The 21380-nt window shown below is 55.8% G+C and carries 23 protein-coding genes; 6 read left to right on the top strand and 17 right to left on the bottom strand.

The features are described from left to right. Positions 1–192: 192 nt before the first annotated feature. The 12 genes from lpxL to E0L35_RS06470 form a co-directional block, all read right to left on the bottom strand. Positions 193–1107, bottom strand: a complete 915-nt coding sequence (gene lpxL / locus E0L35_RS06525) for an LpxL/LpxP family Kdo(2)-lipid IV(A) lauroyl/palmitoleoyl acyltransferase (protein WP_009287327.1) — start codon at positions 1105–1107, stop codon at positions 193–195. Positions 1108–1119: 12 nt separating this feature from the next. Continuing rightward, the gene (alr, locus tag E0L35_RS06520; protein ID WP_027958029.1) at positions 1120–2220 is read right to left on the bottom strand and encodes an alanine racemase; all 1101 of its coding nucleotides are present in this window, start codon (positions 2218–2220) and stop codon (positions 1120–1122) included. Between the two features lie 218 nt (positions 2221–2438). After that, positions 2439–3413 carry an RNA polymerase sigma factor RpoS gene (gene rpoS / locus E0L35_RS06515; protein ID WP_022522360.1) on the bottom strand — a complete coding sequence of 325 codons (975 nt, stop codon included), beginning with the start codon at positions 3411–3413 and terminating at the stop codon, positions 2439–2441. A 165-nt stretch (positions 3414–3578) separates the two neighbouring features. Further along, positions 3579–4646 (bottom strand): peptidoglycan DD-metalloendopeptidase family protein, encoded by a 1068-nt coding sequence (locus E0L35_RS06510; protein WP_081742557.1) that lies wholly within the window; start codon positions 4644–4646, stop codon positions 3579–3581. Positions 4647–4652: 6 nt separating this feature from the next. Beyond that, the gene (locus E0L35_RS06505) at positions 4653–5612 is read right to left on the bottom strand and encodes a DUF368 domain-containing protein (protein ID WP_009287330.1); all 960 of its coding nucleotides are present in this window, start codon (positions 5610–5612) and stop codon (positions 4653–4655) included. Next, positions 5609–6286, bottom strand: coding sequence for a protein-L-isoaspartate(D-aspartate) O-methyltransferase (locus E0L35_RS06500; protein WP_022522357.1), 678 nt, complete (start codon positions 6284–6286; stop codon positions 5609–5611). Before E0L35_RS06500 ends, E0L35_RS06505 begins: the two co-directional genes overlap by 4 nt. After that, positions 6273–7019, bottom strand: a complete 747-nt coding sequence (gene surE, locus E0L35_RS06495; RefSeq protein ID WP_022522356.1) for a 5'/3'-nucleotidase SurE — start codon at positions 7017–7019, stop codon at positions 6273–6275. Before surE ends, E0L35_RS06500 begins: the two co-directional genes overlap by 14 nt. 169 nt (positions 7020–7188) lie before the next feature. Next, the gene (locus tag E0L35_RS06490; protein ID WP_027958032.1) at positions 7189–8220 is read right to left on the bottom strand and encodes a tRNA pseudouridine(13) synthase TruD; all 1032 of its coding nucleotides are present in this window, start codon (positions 8218–8220) and stop codon (positions 7189–7191) included. After that, on the bottom strand, positions 8213–8701 hold the full coding sequence (gene ispF / locus E0L35_RS06485) for a 2-C-methyl-D-erythritol 2,4-cyclodiphosphate synthase (RefSeq protein WP_022522354.1): 489 nt from the start codon (positions 8699–8701) through the stop codon (positions 8213–8215). Before ispF ends, E0L35_RS06490 begins: the two co-directional genes overlap by 8 nt. Before the next feature lie 16 nt (positions 8702–8717). Continuing rightward, positions 8718–9425 carry a 2-C-methyl-D-erythritol 4-phosphate cytidylyltransferase gene (ispD, locus tag E0L35_RS06480; protein ID WP_009287334.1) on the bottom strand — a complete coding sequence of 236 codons (708 nt, stop codon included), beginning with the start codon at positions 9423–9425 and terminating at the stop codon, positions 8718–8720. Further along, positions 9422–9760: a cell division protein FtsB gene (ftsB, locus tag E0L35_RS06475; RefSeq protein WP_022522352.1), complete on the bottom strand. Its 339-nt coding sequence runs from the start codon at positions 9758–9760 to the stop codon at positions 9422–9424. The genes ispD and ftsB overlap by 4 nt, the downstream gene beginning before the upstream one ends. 156 nt (positions 9761–9916) lie before the next feature. Next, positions 9917–11065: a GNAT family N-acetyltransferase gene (locus tag E0L35_RS06470; protein WP_027958033.1), complete on the bottom strand. Its 1149-nt coding sequence runs from the start codon at positions 11063–11065 to the stop codon at positions 9917–9919. 211 nt (positions 11066–11276) lie between these two features. Between E0L35_RS06470 and E0L35_RS06465 the strand changes: the two genes are divergently transcribed. Beyond that, on the top strand, positions 11277–12632 hold the full coding sequence (locus E0L35_RS06465) for an aldehyde dehydrogenase family protein (RefSeq protein ID WP_027958034.1): 1356 nt from the start codon (positions 11277–11279) through the stop codon (positions 12630–12632). 214 nt (positions 12633–12846) lie between these two features. Further along, on the top strand, positions 12847–13710 hold the full coding sequence (locus tag E0L35_RS06460; RefSeq protein ID WP_009287337.1) for a MurR/RpiR family transcriptional regulator: 864 nt from the start codon (positions 12847–12849) through the stop codon (positions 13708–13710). A gap of 64 nt (positions 13711–13774) precedes the next feature. Here E0L35_RS06460 and E0L35_RS06455 read toward each other — a convergent pair whose 3' ends face one another. Both E0L35_RS06455 and E0L35_RS06450 read right to left on the bottom strand, forming a co-directional pair. Beyond that, a complete protein-coding gene (locus tag E0L35_RS06455) occupies positions 13775–14131 on the bottom strand; it encodes a RidA family protein (RefSeq protein ID WP_027958035.1) in 357 nt (118 codons plus the stop codon). 71 nt (positions 14132–14202) lie between these two features. Then, entirely contained in the window at positions 14203–14688 is a 486-nt protein-coding gene (locus tag E0L35_RS06450) for an Lrp/AsnC family transcriptional regulator (RefSeq protein ID WP_022522347.1), read from the bottom strand. Between the two features lie 278 nt (positions 14689–14966). Here E0L35_RS06450 and E0L35_RS06445 point away from each other — a divergent pair, with 278 nt between their 5' ends. After that, entirely contained in the window at positions 14967–16658 is a 1692-nt protein-coding gene (locus tag E0L35_RS06445) for a 2-isopropylmalate synthase (protein WP_027958036.1), read from the top strand. Between the two features lie 25 nt (positions 16659–16683). Here the strand turns inward: E0L35_RS06445 and E0L35_RS06440 are convergent, their stop codons facing one another. Further along, positions 16684–17025 (bottom strand): molecular chaperone DnaK, encoded by a 342-nt coding sequence (locus tag E0L35_RS06440; RefSeq protein ID WP_027958037.1) that lies wholly within the window; start codon positions 17023–17025, stop codon positions 16684–16686. A gap of 40 nt (positions 17026–17065) precedes the next feature. Further along, complete coding sequence (locus tag E0L35_RS06435) at positions 17066–17920, bottom strand: universal stress protein (RefSeq protein ID WP_027958038.1); 855 nt, start codon at positions 17918–17920, stop codon at positions 17066–17068. Positions 17921–18242: 322 nt separating this feature from the next. Here E0L35_RS06435 and E0L35_RS06430 point away from each other — a divergent pair, with 322 nt between their 5' ends. From E0L35_RS06430 to E0L35_RS06420, 3 genes are read left to right on the top strand one after another with little or no spacing between them, the layout of a single operon-like run. Beyond that, positions 18243–18644, top strand: a complete 402-nt coding sequence (locus E0L35_RS06430; RefSeq protein ID WP_027958039.1) for a CrcB family protein — start codon at positions 18243–18245, stop codon at positions 18642–18644. Continuing rightward, positions 18641–19027, top strand: coding sequence for a fluoride efflux transporter CrcB (crcB, locus tag E0L35_RS06425; protein ID WP_027958040.1), 387 nt, complete (start codon positions 18641–18643; stop codon positions 19025–19027). The genes E0L35_RS06430 and crcB overlap by 4 nt, the downstream gene beginning before the upstream one ends. A 46-nt stretch (positions 19028–19073) precedes the next feature. Beyond that, entirely contained in the window at positions 19074–20030 is a 957-nt protein-coding gene (locus tag E0L35_RS06420) for a bile acid:sodium symporter (protein WP_009287340.1), read from the top strand. Between the two features lie 17 nt (positions 20031–20047). Here E0L35_RS06420 and cfa read toward each other — a convergent pair whose 3' ends face one another. Continuing rightward, positions 20048–21202, bottom strand: a complete 1155-nt coding sequence (gene cfa, locus E0L35_RS06415; protein WP_170834162.1) for a cyclopropane fatty acyl phospholipid synthase — start codon at positions 21200–21202, stop codon at positions 20048–20050. Between the last annotated feature and the right edge of the window lie 178 nt (positions 21203–21380).

Genomic DNA, 21380 nt, shown 5'->3' with positions numbered 1-21380 from the left:
AAGCAATCTCTACCTACGGTGGGCACTCAAGTCGAGATCGCCGCGCTTCGCTCGCGATGACAGGAAGGGCATTAGGAGCCTGGCTTATCTGTCATTGCGAGGAGCCTGCGACGAAGCAATCTCTACCTACGGTGGGCACTCAAGCCGAGATCGCCGCGCTTCGCTCGCGATGACAGGAAGGGCTATCGCCGTTTAATAAACGCTTGGCTCGCCTTCAGGGCGAGTCTTAAAACGTCGGTGTAGCCAGAGGTACTGCTCGGGATGCTTGCGAATGGCCAGTTCAATAAACTGATTGATTCGTGTGGCATCGGCAACTTCATCGCCGCTGGGAAAACCTTCCAGGGCAGGCAGGCTTTCAATGGTATAGGTGGCGTTATCCGGGTTGCGGTGAAACATCATCGGCACCACTGACGCGCCGGTCATACGCGCAAGCTTGGCCGTTAAGCGAATAGTCGCGGCCTGCTGACCAAATAGCGGCGCAAATACGCTCACATCGCGGCCAAAATCCTGATCCGGTGAGTACCACACCATACGTCCATCCTTGAGCTGACGCACCGCGCCACGCAAGTCATAACGGTCGAGGGCAACACCAAAATTGCGCCCGCGGGCGCGGGTCATAAAACGCTCAAACAGCGGGTTATTATGCGGTCGATAGACCGCATCGGCAGAGAAAAACAGCGCGTGCAGGGCACCCCCTAAATCGAGGGAAGAGAAGTGAACCCCCACAATGATCACGCCTTTACCCCGGGCCTCGGCGCGGGCCATATGCTCTTCGCCGATGTAAGCGACCCGGTGGCGTAGGCTTTCGCCATCCCGACACCAGCCGGTTGCGGTTTCAATCAGACCAATACCATTGGCAATAAAGGTATCTTTAACGAGCTGATACTGTTGCTGGGGACTCTTTTCGGGAAAACAGAGCGCTATATTGGTTTCGGTAATATGGCGCCGCCGTTTGGCAAAGCGCCAGGCGAGCAGTCCAAGCCCTTTGCCAATGGCCATTTTTAATCGCCAAGGCAACCAGGCAGCGATATACATGGCACCAATAGCCAGCCATGTGGGCCAGTAACGCGGGTGGGCGAATGAGCGCGGGTAACGTGATTTCGACATGCAAACAACCGTTTAAGCAGAACGCCCATGATAACGCCGCGGCGCCCGAGGCAGTACCCCTGTTAGCAGCGTATAGCTGATGGTATCGCAGTAGCGGGCCACTTCATCCACCGACAGCACCTCGCCGTTGCTGGCCCTGCCCCACAATACAACGTCGCTGCCAATCGCGGCGTCGGGTACGTCCGTCACATCAACGGTCAACATATCCATGGAGACTTTTCCGGCAATCGCACAGCGCTGGCCGTTGACCAGTACCGGCGTGCCATCGCGGGCATGACGGTCATAGCCATCACCGTAGCCGCAGGCGACCACGGCAATGCGTGAACGCCGCGGTGCGCGCCAGCGCCCGCTATAGCCCACGGGCTCGCCCTCTTCCAGCTCCCTCAGGGCAATTATTTCTGAGCGTAGGGTCATCACCGGCTGCAGTTGCTGAGTGATTTCGTTGGCAACTTCCAAGGGGTCGCTGCCGTAGAGCATCACACCTGGCCGGTTCCAGTCACCATGGGCCACCGGCCACGCCAGGGTAGCCGGTGAGTTGGCCAGGCACAGCGGCGCTTCTAGCTCGCTAGCAAGACCTTGCAGCCGGGTCATTTGCTGGTTGAAATAGCGGTTATCGCGGGAATCGGCGCTGGCAAAATGACTCATAAGGTGGAGCGAGGCCACGCTTGGCGCGGCACTTAGCTGACGCCAGATAGCGGCGGCCTCGTCGATGGCAAAGCCCAGGCGGTGCATGCCGGAGTCAACTTTCAACCAGACAGGAATTGGCTTTATAGGTGAAGCGGCTAGCAGGGCATCGACCTGCCATTGGCTGTGTACCGCAATCCAGAAGCCGTGGGAATCCACCAGCTCCAGCTCGTCGGCGCTGAAGATACCTTCCAACAGGATGATGGGTTGGGTAATGCCGCCCTGGCGCAGGGTAAGCGCCTCTTCGATACAGGCAACGGCAAACGCGGGAGCCTGGCCTTCCAGCGCCTGAGCGCAGGCCAGCGCGCCATGCCCATACCCATCGGCTTTGATAACTGCCACTGAGCGGCTTTGCGGCGCGCAGCGGCACGCCAATTGATAGTTGTGACGCAGCGCGTCCAGATCAATATCGGCCACAAGGGGGCGCATGTGCTTTCTCACTTACCTGATTTAGCAATAAAAGTTTGTTAATAAAAATGCCAGCAATAAAAAGCCGAGTAAGCGCTTAATAACGCTCGCCCGGCTTAGAGAGGTGGCACACCTTTCCCAACCACATAAGCGGTCGCGAGCTAAAGCTGCCTCCCACTGGTGCATTTAGCCGACTAGAAGAGTTAACTCAGCGTTCAGTGGCAAAAGCTCCCGATCACTCAGGTTTCAAACAGCGCCTCTAAAGAAAGGCCCTGTTTTTCCAATGCACGGCGTAGTTTCTTGAGTGCTTCGACCTGAATCTGGCGAACTCGCTCGCGGGTTAAACCGATTTCGGCGCCCACCTCTTCCAAGGTGGCCGATTCGTGACCGCGCAAACCAAAACGGCGCACCACCACTTCGCGCTGTTTTTCGCTCAGCTCATCCAACCAAAGATCCACATGCTCTTTAACGTCGCCATCCACTAGCCGCGCCTCAGGCCCCTGCACTTCATCGTCAGCCAATGTATCGATCAGCGGTTTATCACTTTCACCACCCATGGGGTAATCGACAGATGATACGCGCTCATTAAGACCGAGCATCTTTTTGACCACATCGACCGGTTTATCAAGGTGATCAGCGATCTCTTCGGCGGTGGCTTCATGGTCAAACTTTTGAGTCAATTCACGCGCCGCACGCAGGTAAATATTGAGCTCTTTGACCACGTGAATGGGCAAGCGGATCGTCCGCGTCTGGTTCATCAGCGCCCGCTCAATGGTTTGACGAATCCACCAGGTGGCGTAGGTCGAGAAACGAAAGCCCCGTTCGGGGTCAAACTTCTCTACCGCGCGAATCAAACCTAAATTGCCCTCTTCGATCAAATCCAGCAACGTCAAGCCACGGTTTAGGTAGCGGCGGGCAATTTTCACTACCAGCCGCAGGTTGGATTCAATCATTCGTGAGCGACCCAAGGGGTCGCCTTTACGCGCTAAGCGGCCGTAGTAAACTTCCTCTTCTGGCGTTAACAGTGGCGAAAAGCCGATTTCGTTGAGGTAGATTTGCGTCGCATCCAAGCTTTGGGTCGATTGACGATCCTCACGCCCTAGCGCTTTCTCAAAGGCATCTTCTTCTATCGTGACATCGTCATCGGTATCATCAAGTGCCTCCTCAGCAGCGTCCAGGTCAACCTCCTGTAGATCTTTCTCCAACATACTCATGGCCTTACCCCTCGTTTGTCGCCTACCCGCCATTTAGAAAGTCAAAGGGTGCGTTCTAAGACGCACACCATATTGTTATGTGACGATTGTTATATGACGCTCGAATGCTGCGATTCGGGCAACGTCCAAGTTATGCGCTGACTGCTCACTATCCCGGTGAGTGCATTAGCGAGAAGGCAGGAAGTCCATGGGATCTTGCGGCTGCCCATCACGGCGAACTTCAAAGTGTAATCTGACGTTTTCAGCATCGCTATCTCCCATTGTGGCAATCACCTCACCAGCCTCTACTACGTCATTTTCACTGACCCGTAAGCTGTCGTTATGAGCATACGCGCTCAGGAACTGATCGTTGTGCTTGAGAAGGATGAGGTTGCCGTACCCCCTGACGCCACTGCCCGCATAAACCACAATGCCGGGGCCTGCTGCTTTAACAGGTTGCCCCTTTTCACCAGCGATATCAATCCCGGCGGTGATGCTATCACCCTGACCAAATGCCCCGACCACATTACCATCGGCAGGCCACTGCCAGTCGATGTTTTCGGCGGGCGTATAGGTACGCGATGAACGGTCTACGCTGGCACTTTGTGTGGCAGACGCTGCTTCAGGCTGTGGTTCGGGCTCAGATTCGGGCTGCGGTGCCGGCGCTTGCTGTGGCTCAGCTTGTTCGGGTTCTGATGATGGCTGTGGTTCAGGTTGCTCGGCGGGCTCAGGCTCAGCCGCCGCGACGACTTCAGGCTGAGGTGTTGAGGACGATTCATCAGCCTCTTGCTCTGCTGCATTGCGTTCAGCGGTAAGGCGCTGGTTGCGTTGAATCGCGGATTCATCGGGCAGTAGCCAATCCAACTCCTGGTCGTCGCTGGCCACTGAGGCCGTCTGTGGGCTCAGCCCGGTCGCCACTGCGCCACTTGAGGTATTCGTCGTGGGCTGGTTACTGGCCGTTGATGCCGACCCAGCGCCTTCACGCAGGGCAATCGTTTGCCCTGGCCGAATTTGGTAGGGCGGATCAATGTTATTGATTGCCGCGAGCTGGCGATAATCCAAATTGTGCTGCCAAGCAATGCCATACAAAGTATCACCCGCTTTCACCGTGTACTGGGGCGAGTTTTCCACCGCCTGGCGTGCTTGGCTTAAATCGCGCACCTGGGGGCTTCCGCCTTGCTGGCTGGCACAGCCAGCAATGGCTAATGCCAGCGCCGACATCATGAGTACTTTAGGTATATGACCTTTACGCATTCAAACCTACTCCTTTTCAGCGCCAAGCTGGGTATCGATTGGCCGACGATCTGCATGTCGGTTGAGTAACACGACAATGAGGGCACCCACGGCCATTAGCGCAACAACACCGGCCACTTGTGCCGAAGCGCCGGTCAATACGGCATAGTCAGCGGGCAATAAATAGCGGTACTCCAGAGGAATCATTTGCCCTTCTGGCCCGATTTGGTAGCGTAACAGCTCGCGCCATGGCCAGAGAACCGGCAGCGAACCGGCAATAAACCCCAATAGCAGTTGCATCGTTGGGGTATGGTGACGCCGTAACAGCCAGGACAGAAGTCGTGAAAACAGCGCTAAGCCGACTATGCAGCCCATGCCAAACAGCACGATAATGCCCAGATCCAAACTGCGAATTGCACCCATAATGGTGCCGTAGAGGCCCATAGTCAGCAATAGAAAGCTACCTGACACGCCCGGTAACAGCATGGCGCTAATCGCGATGCAGCCTGCCACCATGACTACCAGCGCTTCATTACCAATTAATAACACCAGCGGCATCATGCCCGGTAACGCCTGGGCGAGCACTAGCCCCACCAGTAGCGGCAATAGATACCAAAGCTTCCAGCCGCTACTCGCCTGCCCGACCACCAGAGCAGAGGCTGCCACCAGGCCAAAAAAGAAGCCATCCAGCAGCAACGGGTGCGCTTCCATCAACCAGAGCGCTAAATGCGCTACGCTAAACAGGCTAACCGCAACCCCCGCCAATAGCGGCACCAGAAAGGCGAGATTCAAATGGTTGCTAAGAGCCCGCCAGCCACCGCGGTGCCAAGCGCCGATGGCACCGGGGCCAAACTGTTTGATCGTATTGATCAGCTCTTCATAGATACCGCTAATAAATGCAATCGTTCCTCCCGACACGCCAGGCACTGCGTCGGCAGCGCCCATCCCTGCGCCTCGTAAAAATATTCCCAAGGGTTGCCGCTTCAATCCACTACTCCTTGCAGTAAGGGTACAAAACGCACGGGCTCAAGCCGACGTTTTTCAAAGGCACTGCCAATGCGCTTTACTTGAGTAAGCCACTGGTTGCCATCGGGCTCTTCCAACGGAGCAATCAGCACCCCGTCGTGGCTCAATTGCTCTAGTAGCGGTGTGGGTAGCGTCTGGGCACAGGCGGTTAGCAAAATAACGTCAAACGGCGCAACGTCTGGCCAACCATAGCCGCCGTCCGCCACCGCCAGTCTGGCAGGTGCTGCTAGCCGTCTTAACCGCTCCGCCGCACGCTCGTGTAGCGCACTGATGCGCTCAATGGAGTAGAGCTCTTCGACCAAGCGCGACAGTATTAACGTCTGATAGCCAGACCCTGTCCCCAGTTCCAATACCCTGCGCGGCTCGGCGCGCAACACAAGCTCCGTCATGCGCGCCACGATGAACGGCTGCGACAGCGTTTGGCTAAAGCCAATCGGTAGCGCGGTATCTTCGTAAGCGCGATGGGCCAGCGCTTCATCAACAAATAGATGACGCGGCTCTCTGGCCATGACTTCCAGCACCCGGGCATCGCTGATGCCCTGCTGCATGAGGCGCTCGACCATGCGGTCACGAGTACGCTGGGAGGTCATGCCGCGACCGCGCAGCTCTCCTGGAGAGATATCAGGCAAAAACATCCAACCATTCCTGCACATCGTTAAGCGCGGGGTGCCGCGTTAGGTCTGTTTGTAAGGGAGTAATCGACACATAGCCCGCCTCGACGGCAGCAAAATCGGTATCATCACCGTCATCGGCATTGGCCGCTACCGGCGCAATCCAGTAGCGCGTACGCCCCCGCGGGTCTTTTACCGCTAACGGTTTCTCGGCTGGCCCACGATAGCCTAAGCGAGTCACTTTTACGCCTTTAACCTCCTCCCAGGGCACATCGGGCACATTGACATTCAGCAGCGTTCTCGGCGGCAGAGAGAGCTGATCAGCAGCACCAATCAAGGTGGCAGCGACCCTGGCAGCGGTGGCGAAATGACGCTCGCCACACAGCGACATGGCAATCGCCGTCATACCTAAATTACGCCCCTCCATCGCCGCCGCGACAGTGCCTGAATAGAGCACGTCATCGCCCAGATTACTGCCGTGATTGATGCCGGAGATGACTAAATCGGGTTTTTCATCCCATACGCCGTGAACGCCCAAATAAACGCAGTCCGCGGGAGTACCATCGACGCTATAAAAGCCGTTATCCAGAGGCGTCAACGAGAGAGGCCGTGACAGAGTAAGCGAGTTGCTAGCACCACTGCGGTCTCGATCAGGCGCCACTACGCGAATATTGGCATGGGCCAACAGCGCATCGTGCAACGCACGCAGTCCGGGCGCGTACACACCATCATCATTGGAAAGCAGCAGTCGCCGCATAGTGGGTCTCCCTGTTCTTAACCACAAAAGTTATAAGCACAAGAGTCGTAAGCCAAGAGTGATAGCCACAAGAGACGTGAGCGCAAAAGCATATGCACGAAACGCGGCCGCTCATATCCCTCTCTTTTACTAACTTTTCTGTATGCTAATCTCAAATCTAATAGCTAAATCAGTTCGCTAACATCAGCTCACCCAGCACAGCGGTGGCAAAGCTGCCCCGCGGCAGCGAAAACGAAAGCCGGACAGCACCTGACTCCCAAGCATACTGGGGTTCCAGCAGCCGCATACGAAGTGCACGGCGTGCCTGCTTTACTCCGCTGCGTTGTAAGCCACTGCATAGCCCAGGGTAGTGCTCCAGCAAACGGGCTTCATAGCCAGCGGCGTCGCCCTGGTCAGCTTCACCAACGCCCCAAAGCACCCCAGTGGGATGCACATCCAGTTCAGCGGCGCGGGCCTGAAGCGTATGGTCGGAGGCGTCGATACGAAACACACTTTGGGTGCCGTCCAGCATCAACGTGTCTCCCGCCAGCGGCTGCGACCAGGTGCCATCCGCAATGCGCGCGCTGAGCAGTTCGTTAAACAAAAAACTGCGCGCAGTGGAGAGCATCATACCCTGGCGATCGTCGCGTTTTCGCCAACCTCGGTTAAGTAATGCTTCGGCACGCTGAAGATTACGTCCTTCGGGCCCAAAGCGCTGGGGGCCAAAATAGTTAGGCACGCCATGCTGACAAAGGGCTTCCCAGCGGCTGACAAAATCTTCGCTTTCAATGGCCTCACCGCTAAGGCGCAATACAAAACGGTTAGTGCGGTGAACGCCACGCTTCAGCTTACGTGGGTGGCGCGCCTGCTCAACGACAGTGATCCCCAGCGCATTAAGCGACTGCTCAAGCTCCGTGGGCGCGTCGCGGCCGGGCAGATGCACGCTCAGCCACTGGCGCGTGACGGCAATGCGGTCTTTCATGCCAGAGTAACCGATATCACGGGGCGTTACGCCACAAAGCCGACTTAATGTATTGACGACATCTAACGTGGTTTGATTGCGCTTTTCAACTCGCAGCCACAAATGTTCCCCGTGTGCTTCAGGGGTGAAATCCAGCTGCTCATCGACCCAAAAATCTTCCGGCTGGGCACGGTACTGGCCCGGTTTGGGAGAGCCAAATTGAGCATCGAGACAGCGCTGCCACTCAGGCATATTAATCATTAAGCGCCTCAGCACGGTTAAGCAGCACCACCGCCTCCGCGGCGATACCTTCACCGCGCCCGGTGAAACCTAATCGTTCGGTGGTGGTGGCTTTAACGTTGACTTGACCAAGCGCGACGCCTAGATCGGCAGCAATGACTTCTCGCATTGCCTCGATATGCGGTGCCATTTTAGGTGCTTGAGCCATTAGCGTGGCGTCGATATTGACCACCCCATAGCCTTGACCTTGAGTCAGCGTGACTACATGACGCAGCAGCTCGCGACTATCAGCCCCCGCCCACGCCGGGTCAGTATCGGGGAAGTGGCGGCCAATATCGCCCAGCGCACAGGCGCCCAACAGTGCATCACTAATCGCGTGAAGCAGCACATCGCCGTCGGAGTGGGCCACAAAGCCGTGTTCAAACGGCAGCTTAACGCCGCCGATCATTAAATGATCGCCGGGGCCGAAACGGTGTACATCAAATCCGTGGCCGATACGCATTATAAGCTCCTAGTGATTAAAGCCTGTCAGGCGTGTTAACGGTTTGTGCCGCCATAATCGCGGCTGCCAGCGCCAAGTCATCCGGGTGGGTAATTTTCAGGTTGTCGCGCCGTCCGCTTACCAACTGTGGGCATTCGCCCAAGGCTTCAACCGCCGAGGCTTCATCGGTTACCAAGGTTCGTTGCTGGCGGGCGGTTTCTAAGGCTCGCCGAAGTAGCGCATAGCGAAACCCTTGGGGCGTTAGCGCGTGCCACAAGTCATCCCGCGGTTCGGTTCGCGCGCTTTGGCACTGATCATCGGCACGCTTCATGGTATCCGCCACCGGCATCGCCAAAAGCGCGCCTGCGGGGTGGGTCGCGGCGGCTTGGTACAGCGCCTGGAGATCGCTCACGGTAATACAGGGGCGGGCCACATCATGCACCATCACTACGTCATTATCATCGGCGGCCATCGCGTGCAGGGCATTTAAGACGCTGTCCATTCGCTCATCGCCCCCGGTCACGCGCTGCCAGACAGTAAAAGGCACCCAGCGGGGCGAGAACCAGCGGTCGTCGGCATCTAAACAGAGCACCAAGCGAGCGCTAGGAAAGGCGCTATGAAGGCGTGCCAAAGTATGCGCCAACACCGGCTGCTCATCGGCCAAGGTTAAGTACTGTTTGGGCTTATCGGCCCCCATACGGCGCCCTTGACCCGCCGCGGGCACAATTAACCAGGTTTGGCTCACTGTGGCGGCTCCTGGGGAGCGACCAGACCTGCATTAATACCGATAAGCTCCTTCTCAATCGCTACACCAGGCACCCAGAAGAACTGCTCGTCGGTGCGCACCATGCCCATATCGCTACGTGCCCGCTCCTCAATGGCGTCTAAACCGTTTTTTAAATCCGTCACTTCGGCCGCCAGCCGCGCATTGCGCTCGCGCATGGGCACATTGGCCGCCTCTTGCACCGCGACCCGCTGCTCCACTTGCTGCAAATCGTGCCAGCCACCGTTGCCTAACCACAGCTCGTACTGAAGCAGCGCCAAGACAGCGAGCAATGTCATCACTAACCATTTACGCATCACGGCACTCCTTGGAAATATCGGCTGGATTTTATTCAAAGCCCTGGTTTGATCAAAAGCGGCGTTGATACACTAAAGAGTGCTTATCGGCGCGCATTATGCCATTAAGGGGCAGCACCAGCGAGCCGCACGTCGTTATAATGACAGCTTAAATAACTACTTAAATGGCAGCGCTTGATGGGCCGCATCGCGGTAGGCGCTGACATGCTCGCCCTCTTCATGACAAAACTGGGCAACACCTGCGGCAAGCCCAGGGTGGCTAATATAGTGCAGCGAACGCACACGCTGGGGCGCAAACCCGCGTACCAGCTTGTGCTCGCCCTGGGTGCCCGGATCAAACAGCGTTAAGCCGCGCTGCAAACAGTACTCGATACCCTGGTAGTAACATGCCTCAAAATGCAGGCAATCGGCGACGACTTCACTCCCCCAGTAGCGCCCATAGAGCGTGCTACTGCCACGAAAATAGAGTGCTGACGCCACCGGGCGCCCTTCAACGTAAGCCTGCACCAGCACCAGCGCCTCTGGCATGGTTTGGCGCAGGCGCTCAAAAAAGTCATAGTTTAAGTAAGGCGGCCTGCCGCGCTCATGGTAGGTAATTGCATAGCAGCGATAGAAATGCACCATGTCCGCTGATGTAATTGCATCACCCTCAAGGTGCGCTACCTGTAGCCCCTGCTCGGCGACCAAGCGACGCTCGCGCTTGATCATCTTGCGCCGTTTCGATGTCATGCTGGCTAGAAAGCCCTCAAAATCGCCGAAGCCGCGATCACGCCACTGAAACTGTACGCCTTCACGCGTAATAAGCTCAGGACACTGCGCCTGCCAGGCGGTGACATCGGCCTCGTCGGCAAATAGCAAGTGCCAGCTAGACAGACCGAGACTTTCACACTGCTCGCGCCAGGCGCCGGCCAGCAGCCCACGGACGGCGCGGGCATCGACATGCCTGGCGATTAACGTGCGCGCGCCAGGCACTGGCGTAAACGGTACCGCACTGAGGGCTTTTGGATAGTAGCGACCACCGGAACGCTCTAGCGCTTCCGCCCAACCCCAATCAAACACATACTCACCGTAAGAGTGGTGCTTGCGGTACATCGGCAGCGCCGCTACCAACTGCTCGCCTTGCCATACACTCAGATGGCACGGTTCCCAGCCCGTGGCCTCACTGACCGAGCCGCTTGCCTCCAGGGCGTGTAAAAACGCGTGACGCAAAAAGGGCTGATCATTATCGACCAGCGAATCCCACTGGCTTGCCGTAACGGCCTCAATGGTGGGTAGAATGGTGATCGATAGTGGGGGTAACGGCATAGCACCTTCCCGAACGTGTGGGGGCTAAAAGGTCACTTTACACTAACTGTTTATATAAACCGTTTACACTAACCACCTACATCGATGTCTAAATCAACTGGCTAAATCAACGAGCTATGCCATCGGGCTATGCCAACGAAAGCAGATACGGCTATTGAACTGCAGTATTTAACGTTAACGCCACGCCGGTAACGGCATATGAGGAGAGTCCATGACGCGCGATATGACGGGTGACTTTCAAACGCAGCGCCACGCTGTCGATCAAATGCCCTACCCGACGCTAACGGTGCGTCGTGACCGGCTGGCCCGCCTCGCGCGTATGACCAAGCATCACCAGCTTGAGATTATCCGCGCGATTCAAACGGATTTTGGTCAGCGCAGCGAGGTGGAAATACGCATGGCTGAAATCAGCGCGGTGCTCCACGCCATTCGCCATGCCAGACTGCATCTATGGCGCTGGATGCGCCCTTGGTCGGTCAGCATGCCGTGGCGATTGATGCCTGCCCGGGCACGCATCGCGCCGCAGCCGCTGGGCGTTGTCGGCGTGATGTCACCCTGGAATTACCCCTGGAGTTTGGCGCTAATGCCGATAGTGGATGCATTTGCTGCGGGCAATGTGGTGATGCTTAAACCCAGCGAGCACTCCCCCGCTACCAGCGCCCTACTGCAGCGACTGGTGCCGCAATACTTCACCCCTGAAGAACTCAAGGTAGTAGAAGGCGATGTAGAGGTGGCGCGTCGTTTTAGCAGTTTGCCGTTCGATCACCTAGTGTTCACCGGCTCCAGCGCGGTAGGTCGGCAAGTGGCCCAAGCAGCCGCGGCGAATTTGACCCCAACGACGCTTGAACTGGGCGGCAAGTCGCCCGCCATCGTGGCAGGCGATGCGGATTTCGACAAAGCGGCAGCAGATATTATTTTTGGAAAAGGCATGAACGGCGGGCAAACCTGTATCGCCCCCGACTACGTGCTGGTTGAGAGCCGCCATATTAATGCCTTGGTTAAAGCGTTGAGCGAGGCTATCCAACGGCAGCGCCCCGACGATCATGCGGCCACCCACGCGATTAACGCGGCCCACCAGCAGCGGCTAGATGCCATGCTGCAAGAAGCCCAAGACCACGGCTGCAGAGTCATCGATCACGGCACTCATGCCCCAGCGCTGATTATCGACCCCCACCAGGGGCTACAGGTGATGCGCGAAGAGATTTTTGGCCGCTGCCTACCGATAATTGGCATTAGCGATATGTCGGCTGCAATACGTTATGTGAATGCCCGCCCTCACCCGCTGGCACTGTATGCCTTCACACATGATAAGGGCTTACAGCAGCAGTTGCTGCAAACGACACGCTCTGGCGCACTGGTGTTTAATGCCACGCTGCTTCATCACGCCGTTCCTTCACTGCCCTTTGGCGGCGTCGGCGAGAGTGGCATGGGCGCCTACCATGGCCGTCACGGCTTTGAGCGTTTTAGCCACTTACGCAGCGTTTTTTATCAATCAAAACGCACCTCGAGCCACTTGCTTTATCCACCTTATCGGCGCTGGTTAATGAAATTGTTAGGAGTCGGTTAAAGCTTAAGAACTGATGATCGTTTGCTAATAACAAATTTTCACAATGCCCTTATGATATATTTCACATACGCTCTACGTTGGAATTATCTACAAAGCCCACGTAAGCACAGCAGAAACTGCCCTGAGCATTTGCAACAGCTTACTGAAACTCGTGGGAAAACTTTTGTAAGCATAGGAAATTTGCTGCTTTCCATACACGACACGGAGACCGTTAATGGCTCATGACTTACTTGACCGCTTACGCGAACGTTTAGAAGAACTCAACCGATCGGAGCGTAAAGTCGCCAATGTAATTCTTGAAGACCCAACGGTCGCCACCAGCCTAAGCATTGCCAGCCTGGCCCAGGCAGCTAGCGTCAGCGAACCCACGGTTAACCGGTTTTGCCGTAACTTTGGCGCCAAGGGCTATCCCGATTTTAAAATCAAATTGGCCCAGAGCTTAGCTGGCGGCACACCCTATGTGACCCGCGCAGTGGAGCCTGGCGACTCCGCCACCCAATACACCCACAAAATCTTTGGCGCCACCATCGCTGCCCTCGATGAAGCCCAACGCGACATCGATATGGGTGCTGTCGAGCGCATGGTCGACTACCTTACCCAGGCCAAGCAGATCCATATTTTTGGCTTGGGTGCCTCTGGCGCGGTGGCCCAGGATGCCCAGCACAAGTTCTTCCGCTTCAACCTGCCGGTGATGGCCTACATTGATGTGCTGATGCAGCGTATGGTCGCCGCCGCTTGCCATACGGGGGATGTGGTGGTGATTATCTCCTACACCGGGCGCACCCGGGAGCTGGTGGATATCGCCCGTTTGGCGAGGGATGCAGGGGCCGTCGTTCTTGGTATAACCGCGCCCAACTCGCCACTGGCCAACGAATGCACCGCCACCCTGGACGTCGCTACCCCCGAAGACACCGACCACTACATGCCGATGACCTCGCGGGTAATTCAATTAACGCTGATTGATGCGCTGGCCACTGGGGTAACCTTGAGGCGTGGTGAAGACTTCTTACCCCACCTCAAGAAAATCAAAGACAGCCTGCGCGACACCCGCTTTCCGGTAGAAAAGCCCGGTAAGTGAATGATAAATAGCAAGTGAATGGAAAATAGTGAGGGGTGAATGGTGAGTAGCGAATAGAAAGCAGTTAGCTCACTGCGGCAGTCACCGTAATTTCCACTTTAAGCTCATCGGCGGGCATGGGCGCGCAGACGCAGGTGCGCGCCGGTGCGTAGCCTGCGGGCATCCAGGCATCCCATACCCCGTTCATAGCGGCAAAGTCACTGCCCTCTTTCAGGTAGATCGTCGCGCTAAGCAGCTGCTCACGGCTTGAACCAATCTCTTTCAGTAGCGCATCCACCCGCGCCAGCATACTTTCCGTTTGGGCAGTAATGTCGCCCTCGCGGGCCTCCGAGCCAGCCACTTGGCCGCACAAATAGGCCACGCCCTGGTGAATCACCGCACGGCTCATGCGGGCTTTTGTATCGTGGCGTTGAATGGTCATAGGGAAAACTCCTAGTGGGTTTAAGAAAAGCAGTCTAAACCGCTTGACTTATCCTTGACTATGCCTTCTTATCAAAGCCGATCCGTAGGTACCGGCCGATGCTCAAAGACCCGCCGCAGCACAAAGCTGGTATGCGCGCCGGTAACACCCTCGATGCGGTTAATCACATGCAACAGCAGGTGTTGGTAGTCATCCATGTCCCGCACCAGGATTTTGAGCTGAAAATCCGCCGCCTGACCGGTAATGATCAGGCACTCGATAACGTTGGGTATCTCACGAATATGGCGCTCAAAATTATCGAAGCGCTCCGGCGTATGCTGATCCATGGAAATATGCAGCAGCGCCATTAACTGATAGCCCAGCTGGCGGGAATCGACCTCCGCACGGTAGCGCAGTATTAGGCCGTGCTCCTCCAGAGCCCGCACCCGGCGCAAGCAGGGCGAAGGCGAAAGCCCGATTCGATCAGCCAACTCCTGATTACTGATGCGCCCCTCCTGCTGCACAATATCCAGAATATGGCGATCAAATCGATCAAGCGACAGCGGCATTACGGCCATAGAAAGCAGCTCCTACCAATAAAAGAGAATTATGCGATATTTAATGTCAATTATTGGCGATAACACTACATTTTCGCAATAACCTTTCGTCGCTCTCCGCATACACTATGTCAAGTACGAGATAGCTAGTAAAAGATAGTCCAGTAAGAGATAGCTCAGTACCACAAGAGTCGTTGCCACAAGCAGCCCCTTAAAGTGCCTCACCCTGGCACTGCAGCAATGCGGCATACGCCACAAGCGGCCGCTTTTAACAACTCACCGCCTTTAGGAAACTCACCATGTCTGCTTTTGATCATCGCAAATATCGCCCTGCGCCCCGCGTACCTGCCTTCAATCGCCAATGGCCAGATCGTGACCTGGATCATGCCCCGATCTGGGTGAGCGAAGACCTACGCGACGGCAATCAGGCGCTGCTTGAGCCGATGACCGTTGAGCAAAAGCAACGCTTCTGGCAGCAGATCGTTAAAGTGGGCATTAAAGAAGTCATGGTAGGCTTTCCTTCGGCCAGCCAGCCCGACTACGACTTCGTGCGTTGGCTGATCGAAGAGAATCAAATTCCCGATGACGTCACCATAGCGGTACTAGTGCAGTGCCGTGAACACCTGATTGAGAAGACCTTTGCCTCGCTGGTGGGTGCCAAGCGCGCCATTGTTCACCTATATAATTCCACCTCCACCATTCAGCGCGAGCGGGTGTTTGAGATGGATCGTGCCGGGATTGTCGATATTGCGGTACAAGGGGCCACCTGGGTCAAAACCTACGCCGACCAATACCCCGATATTGAGTGGTGTTTCGAGTACACCCCGGAAAGTTTCTCCAGCACCGAGATCGATTTTTCGCTGGAAATCTGCGAAGCGGTGATGGATGTGTGGCAGCCGACGCCAGAGAATAAATGCATTCTCAACCTGCCCACCACGGTGGAAGTGGCCGGGCCGCACCATCACGCCGATCAGATTGAGTACTTTTGCCAGCACATTAGCCGCCGCGACAGCGTGATTATCTCGGTGCACACCCACAATGACCGCGGTGGTGCGGTAGCCTCTGCTGAACTCGCCCTGCTGGCCGGCGCCGAGCGGGTAGAAGGCACCCTGCTGGGCAATGGCGAGCGCACGGGCAATATGGATATCGTCACCCTGGCGATGAATCTCTACAGCCAGGGCATCGATCCTGAACTGGATCTATCCAACCCTGATGAAATCATTCAGGTGGTCAACGAGTGCACCGGTATCGCTATACACCCGCGTCACCCCTGGGTGGGCGAGATGGTCTACACCGCTTTCTCGGGCAGCCACCAGGATGCGATTCGTAAATCCCTCAAGCACCAAAAACCCGACGAGCCTTGGCAAGTGGCTTATCTGCCCATCGACCCCCATGATATCGGCCGCGATTATCAGGCGGTAATTCGCGTCAATAGTCAGTCCGGCAAGGGCGGTATGGCTTTCCTGCTTGAGCGGGATTACGGCATTAACCTGCCGCGCTGGATGATGCTGGCTTTGGCCCCCTTTGTTCAGCAAGAGAGCGAGCGGCGCGCCAGCGAACTCTCCAGTGAAATGATTCGCCAGGTGATGTTCGACAATTTCACCCAGGAAGCGCCCCTATCTCTTGTGGATTATCAGCTCTCCAAAGGCCAGCAGGAAGGCATTGAGCTGACGCTGAAACAGGGTGACGAAACGCTGCGCCTTTCTGGCAAGGGCAACGGCGCGATGTCGGCATTTACCGATGCGTGGCAACGCCACTCCGGCAGCAGTGTAGGGATTATCGATTACAGCGAGCATTCGCTGGGTGCCAGCAGTGAAGCCAATGCCATCGCCTTCGTTCAGCTCAATATCGATGGCCAACGGCTTTGCGCAGTGGCCGAAGATAGCGACACCGTGAGTGCATCGCTCAAGGCACTGTTGTCAGGTATTAACGCAACGATTAATCCTGGTCAGACAACTGAGCAGCAGCAAGAAGCTGCCGCCGAAGCGTAAACGGCTTGGCTCTAAGGAGCAGGGTCTAATCAGCACACTCAATACACTTCAGCACTAATGGGTCCCAGGTGAGGCGTTTGGCCCCAATCCATTCGCCGCACTCTATACACTCACCAAAGCTTTCACTCTCAATGCGTTGCAGGGCAGCGGCAATCTGCTTCAGCTTTAGCTGACGTCGCTGCTCGCCTGCTTTGGCCATCGCTTGCCCTTGCATTGCATCCATACGCGACAGCCGACCTACCGACGTTTGATCCAGCATCACCGTATCCCGGGACTCTTCACTGCTGGCGCTCTCCTCGCGGAGCGTGGCGTCAAGAGCAAGTAATTTCTCACGGATAACGACTATATCCACCTCAGGGTGATTCATCTGCAACTCTCATCCCGGCTGAGCCATAAAAGTGCAGCAATCAGCGCAAAATCAGCACCGGCAACTGGGCATTACGCAACATTGTGGTGGTAGTACTGCCGACCAGCAGATGACGGATCCGCGAGTGGCCGTAGGCGCCCATCACCAGCATGTCGATATCATGCTCTTGCTTATAGCTACGCAGCGTCTCTTCCACCTCGCCCGCGCGTATCGCCCCTTCGGCGGTGTGCCCGGCCTCGCGTAAGGTTTCCAGCGCCCAGTTCAGTTGCGAGCGGTTTTCAGCGGTTTCCGCGCCCACAATCACCACGTGGCAGGTAGCGCCCTCAAACAGCGGACTTTTGGCCAGCATTTCCACGCCTTTACGGGCCGTTTTACTGCCGTCAAACGCCATCATCACATTGTGCGGTTGAGTAAACTCTTTCGGCACCATGAGAATCGGGCGATGCATTTCCCGCACCACGCGCTCTAGGTTGGAACCTAAATGACCACTGGCTTGGTGCGCCGTCTCGCCCCGCTTGCCCACCACTAACAGCCTTACATCTTTTTCATTCTCGACCAGGGTTTCCACCAGAGTGCCGTTGCGCTGCAAACACTGCGGGTCGGCAATACCGGCGTTGGTCGCGCGCTCCTTGGCGGCGTCGAGTAGCAGGCGGCCCCGCTCGCGGGAGACTTTGGCATGCTGCTCTTCAATAGCTGACAGCTTTTCCAGCAGGTGCTCTCTAGTACCTAGTCCCAGGTTACCGGTTAAATCCGGCTCAGCTACTTGGGCATGGTTATCCACGGTATGAATAAAACTGAGCGGAGCATCCAGGGCTTGGGCGGCCCAAGCCGCATAATCACACACGCCTTCTGAAAACTGAGAACTATCAATAGCTGCCAACACGCGATCTGACATGAGGTACTTCTCCTTGAGCATCAACATTATTTTTATATTCTCACCCTTTTCTACACGAACTCATTGACCCGCGACACCCTAGGCTTTGTTCGAAAACTGCCTACGCTCGCCTATACGGCGTTAAAAATCATCTCAAAATGCTCATTTACACCCCGTAAATTCGCACGCGAATCCGATCCTTTTTTCGTTGATTTTTGCCTTGTCTAGCCTTCGCTCGCCGACTTTTCGTACAAACCCTAAAACGTTCTTACGTGCTTCGGACGCTATAAAACGCACATGCTAAACTTAGCGGCCTATTGAAGTTGGCGACTCGGAGGAAAGCATGGGGCATGGCTTAACAAGCGTACTGTTAGTCGCACTAGGCGGCGCGCTGGGCGGGATGGGACGATTTGCGGTTTCAAATCTACTTGCCCGCTATCTCGGCAAGGCCTTCCCCTGGGGAACCCTGGCGGTTAACGCCAGCGGAGCCTTTCTAGCGGGCTGGCTGCTCGGCAGCCTAGGTATCGCTAGCGCCCCCTCTTCTGTATGGCTGTTCACCGTCGGAGGTGTGTTAGGTGGCTACACCACTGTCTCCTCTTTTAGCTTGCAGACCATTGAGCTATGGCAGGGCGGCCAGCAACTCCGCGCAGGCATTAATGTGGGCACCACGCTGCTGCTTGGTTTAGTCATGGTCACCCTGGGCTGGTTGTTATCAGGGGCTTCTCTGTCAGGAGCGACCTTATGAGCGCCTGGAAGGCTTACCTTGCGGTAGGTGTCGGTAGCGGCGTGGGCAGCGCGCTGCGCTACGGCGTTTCGCTATTATCCCAGGCAGCACTAGGGGGCTATTTCCCCTGGGGAACACTCATTGTTAACGTACTGGGTTCGTGCTTAATCGGTTGGTTGGCCGCCACCCTCTCGCGCTCCCCCCACAGCCAGCTAGCGCGTTTTCAGCCATTATTGGTGGCCGGTTTTTGCGGCGGTTTTACCACCTTTTCGCTATTTAGCTTAGAGACGCTACATCTGGTGCAGTTAGGCCGCCCGGGGATTGCGCTGGTTTACATTGTGGTTAGCCTTCCCCTTTGGCTGGGCGCTGCCGTGGTGGGTGAGCGCATGGCGCTTTTTCGTTAGCAAAACAGCCCCGATTGCAAAACCGTTAGCGACAGGATGTGCCAGCATGCGCGATCAGATGGAAAAGCATCAGTCTTGGCTCTACCTGATTTTCATTGGCTTAGGCCTAACGTTAGGCATCAGAGCACCGCAATTCGCTGAGCCGCTAGCGCATTTTTTATGGCCGCTGTTAGCGGTGCTGCTTTACGCCACCTTTACGCAAATTCCTTTGCTGCATATTGCCCGAAGCTTCGCTGACACACGCTTTATGGCCGCGTTGATGGTCGGTAACTTTATTGCCATTCCAGCCTTTTTAGCCCTTACCGTTATTTGGCTACCACTCTCCCCCGCCGTGCTGGCAGGCGTTTTACTGGTACTGCTGGTGCCCTGCACCGATTGGTTTATCACCTTCACGCATTTAGGCAAGGGCGATAGCGCTCGGGCCGTTGCCGCCGCCCCACTACTGCTGCTGGTGCAGTTAGTCGCGTTACCCGTTTATTTGTGGCTGTTCCTGGGCAGTGAGTGGTTTCAGCTAACGCTCTCTAAAGAACTATTGAGCGCTTTTGCAGGGCTTATTCTCACGCCTTTAGCACTCGCCTGGTTAACCGAGTACATAGCCCAGCGTCACAAGGCAGTTAAACGCACCGTGTATTACCTGGGAATACTGCCAGTGCCCTTACTGGCCTTAGTGGTGTTTATGATCGCCGCTTCCCAGGTCAACACTGTGTTCGGCCTTAGCCAAGTGTTGGTTCAGGTGGTGTTTATTTTTATTGGTTTTTTACTCTTTGCAGCTCTATTGGGTAAGGGGCTTGGCAAGTTGTTTAAGCTACCCACCGCCAGCGCTAGAACGCTAGCGTTTAGCTTTGGTACACGTAACTCTTTTATGATGTTGCCCATCGCCCTGACGCTACCCAGCGCTTGGCAGGCGGCGGTTGTGGTGGTGGTGTTTCAATCACTGGTAGAGCTATTTGGTATGGTGACACTCTTACGCTGGGTGCCCAATAAGCTACTGCCAGATCCCTAGTTTGTGTTAGATAGCGATTAGCTAACGCGGGAATAACCGCCCAGTACCCCCTGCTTACTCATCACCAGTTGCCAAAGATGAATTTCTCTGGCTCGGAAAGCACCGGCGCAACTCAGCAGGTAGTAGCGCCACATGCGATAGAAACGCTCGCCATACTGGCTTTCGAATGTGGGCCAGTGCCTCTCGAAATTATTGTGCCATGCCATCAGAGTACGGTCGTAATCAGCCCCAAAGTTATGCACATCCTCCACCACAAACAGTGCTTCGGCGGCATCAGCTATTTGCCCCAAGGTGGGCAGTTCGCCATTGGGGAAAATATATTTATCAATCCAGGGGTCAGTCACCGTGTTGCTCAAGTTTTTGCCGATGGTATGTAGCAAAAACAGGCCGTCATCCTTTAAGCAGCGGTTAACCACGTTCATATACTCGCGATAATTTTTATGCCCCACATGCTCAAACATGCCGATGCTGACAATACGGTCAAACTGCTCGCTTTCATTGCGGTAATCCTGCAGTCGAAACTCTACCGGCAAGCCCTTTTTGATCAATCGTTGCCCAAACTCCGCTTGCTCTTTGGAGATAGTCAGGCCCACGCACTCAACACCATAGTGCTCAGCCGCGTAGGCCATGAAGCTTCCCCAGCCGCAGCCAATATCCAGCACGCGCATGCCTGGCTTTAATTGCAATTTACGGCAGACGAGATCGAGCTTGGCTTCCTGGGCCTCGTCCAGGGTTTTGGCATCTTTCCAGTAGCCGCAGGTGTAGGTCATGCGCTGATCGAGCATGGCCGCGTAGAAGTCATTACCCAGATCGTAATGCTTTTCGCCCACTTCCCAGGCACGCTTCACCGTTTGCCGATTCAGCAGGCGCGAACGCAGAGAGTGATAAATCAATTGAGTGGGCTTGATACGCTGCCCGAGCTGGGCACGCATTAAGCGGTAAAACAGCTCATCAAGCCGATCGGCGTTCCAGTCCCCCTTCATGTAGCTTTCGCCAAACCCAAGATTGCCTCGCGAAAGAGCGCTATCAATAACGCCGGGGGCATTCAATTGGATATCCCAGGGGCGGTGCCCGTCGAAATGAATATCGGCTTGGGCCAGTAGCTCAGCAACAAAACGGTGGGAAGTAGAGGCTTCGTCGAAGCCAACAGGCTTTTTTTCCAACATAGGCATGTTCACAGCAGGCTCCTTACGCTATTCCAGTGGGTGAATAGGTTACAACCTGACTACTAGCATAGAAGCGCATGGCAACATTAGCATCATTTGATGGAGATCATTTATGCACTGCAGAGACTAAAAAGCCGGCTCACTCAAGAAAGAGGGCCGGCTGCGAAGGTAATACGCAAAGCGA

The organism is Halomonas sp. ATBC28 (assembly GCF_005937175.1).
GTDB lineage: Bacteria > Pseudomonadota > Gammaproteobacteria > Pseudomonadales > Halomonadaceae > Vreelandella > Vreelandella titanicae.
This window is presented reverse-complemented; position numbering and strand designations above follow the sequence as displayed.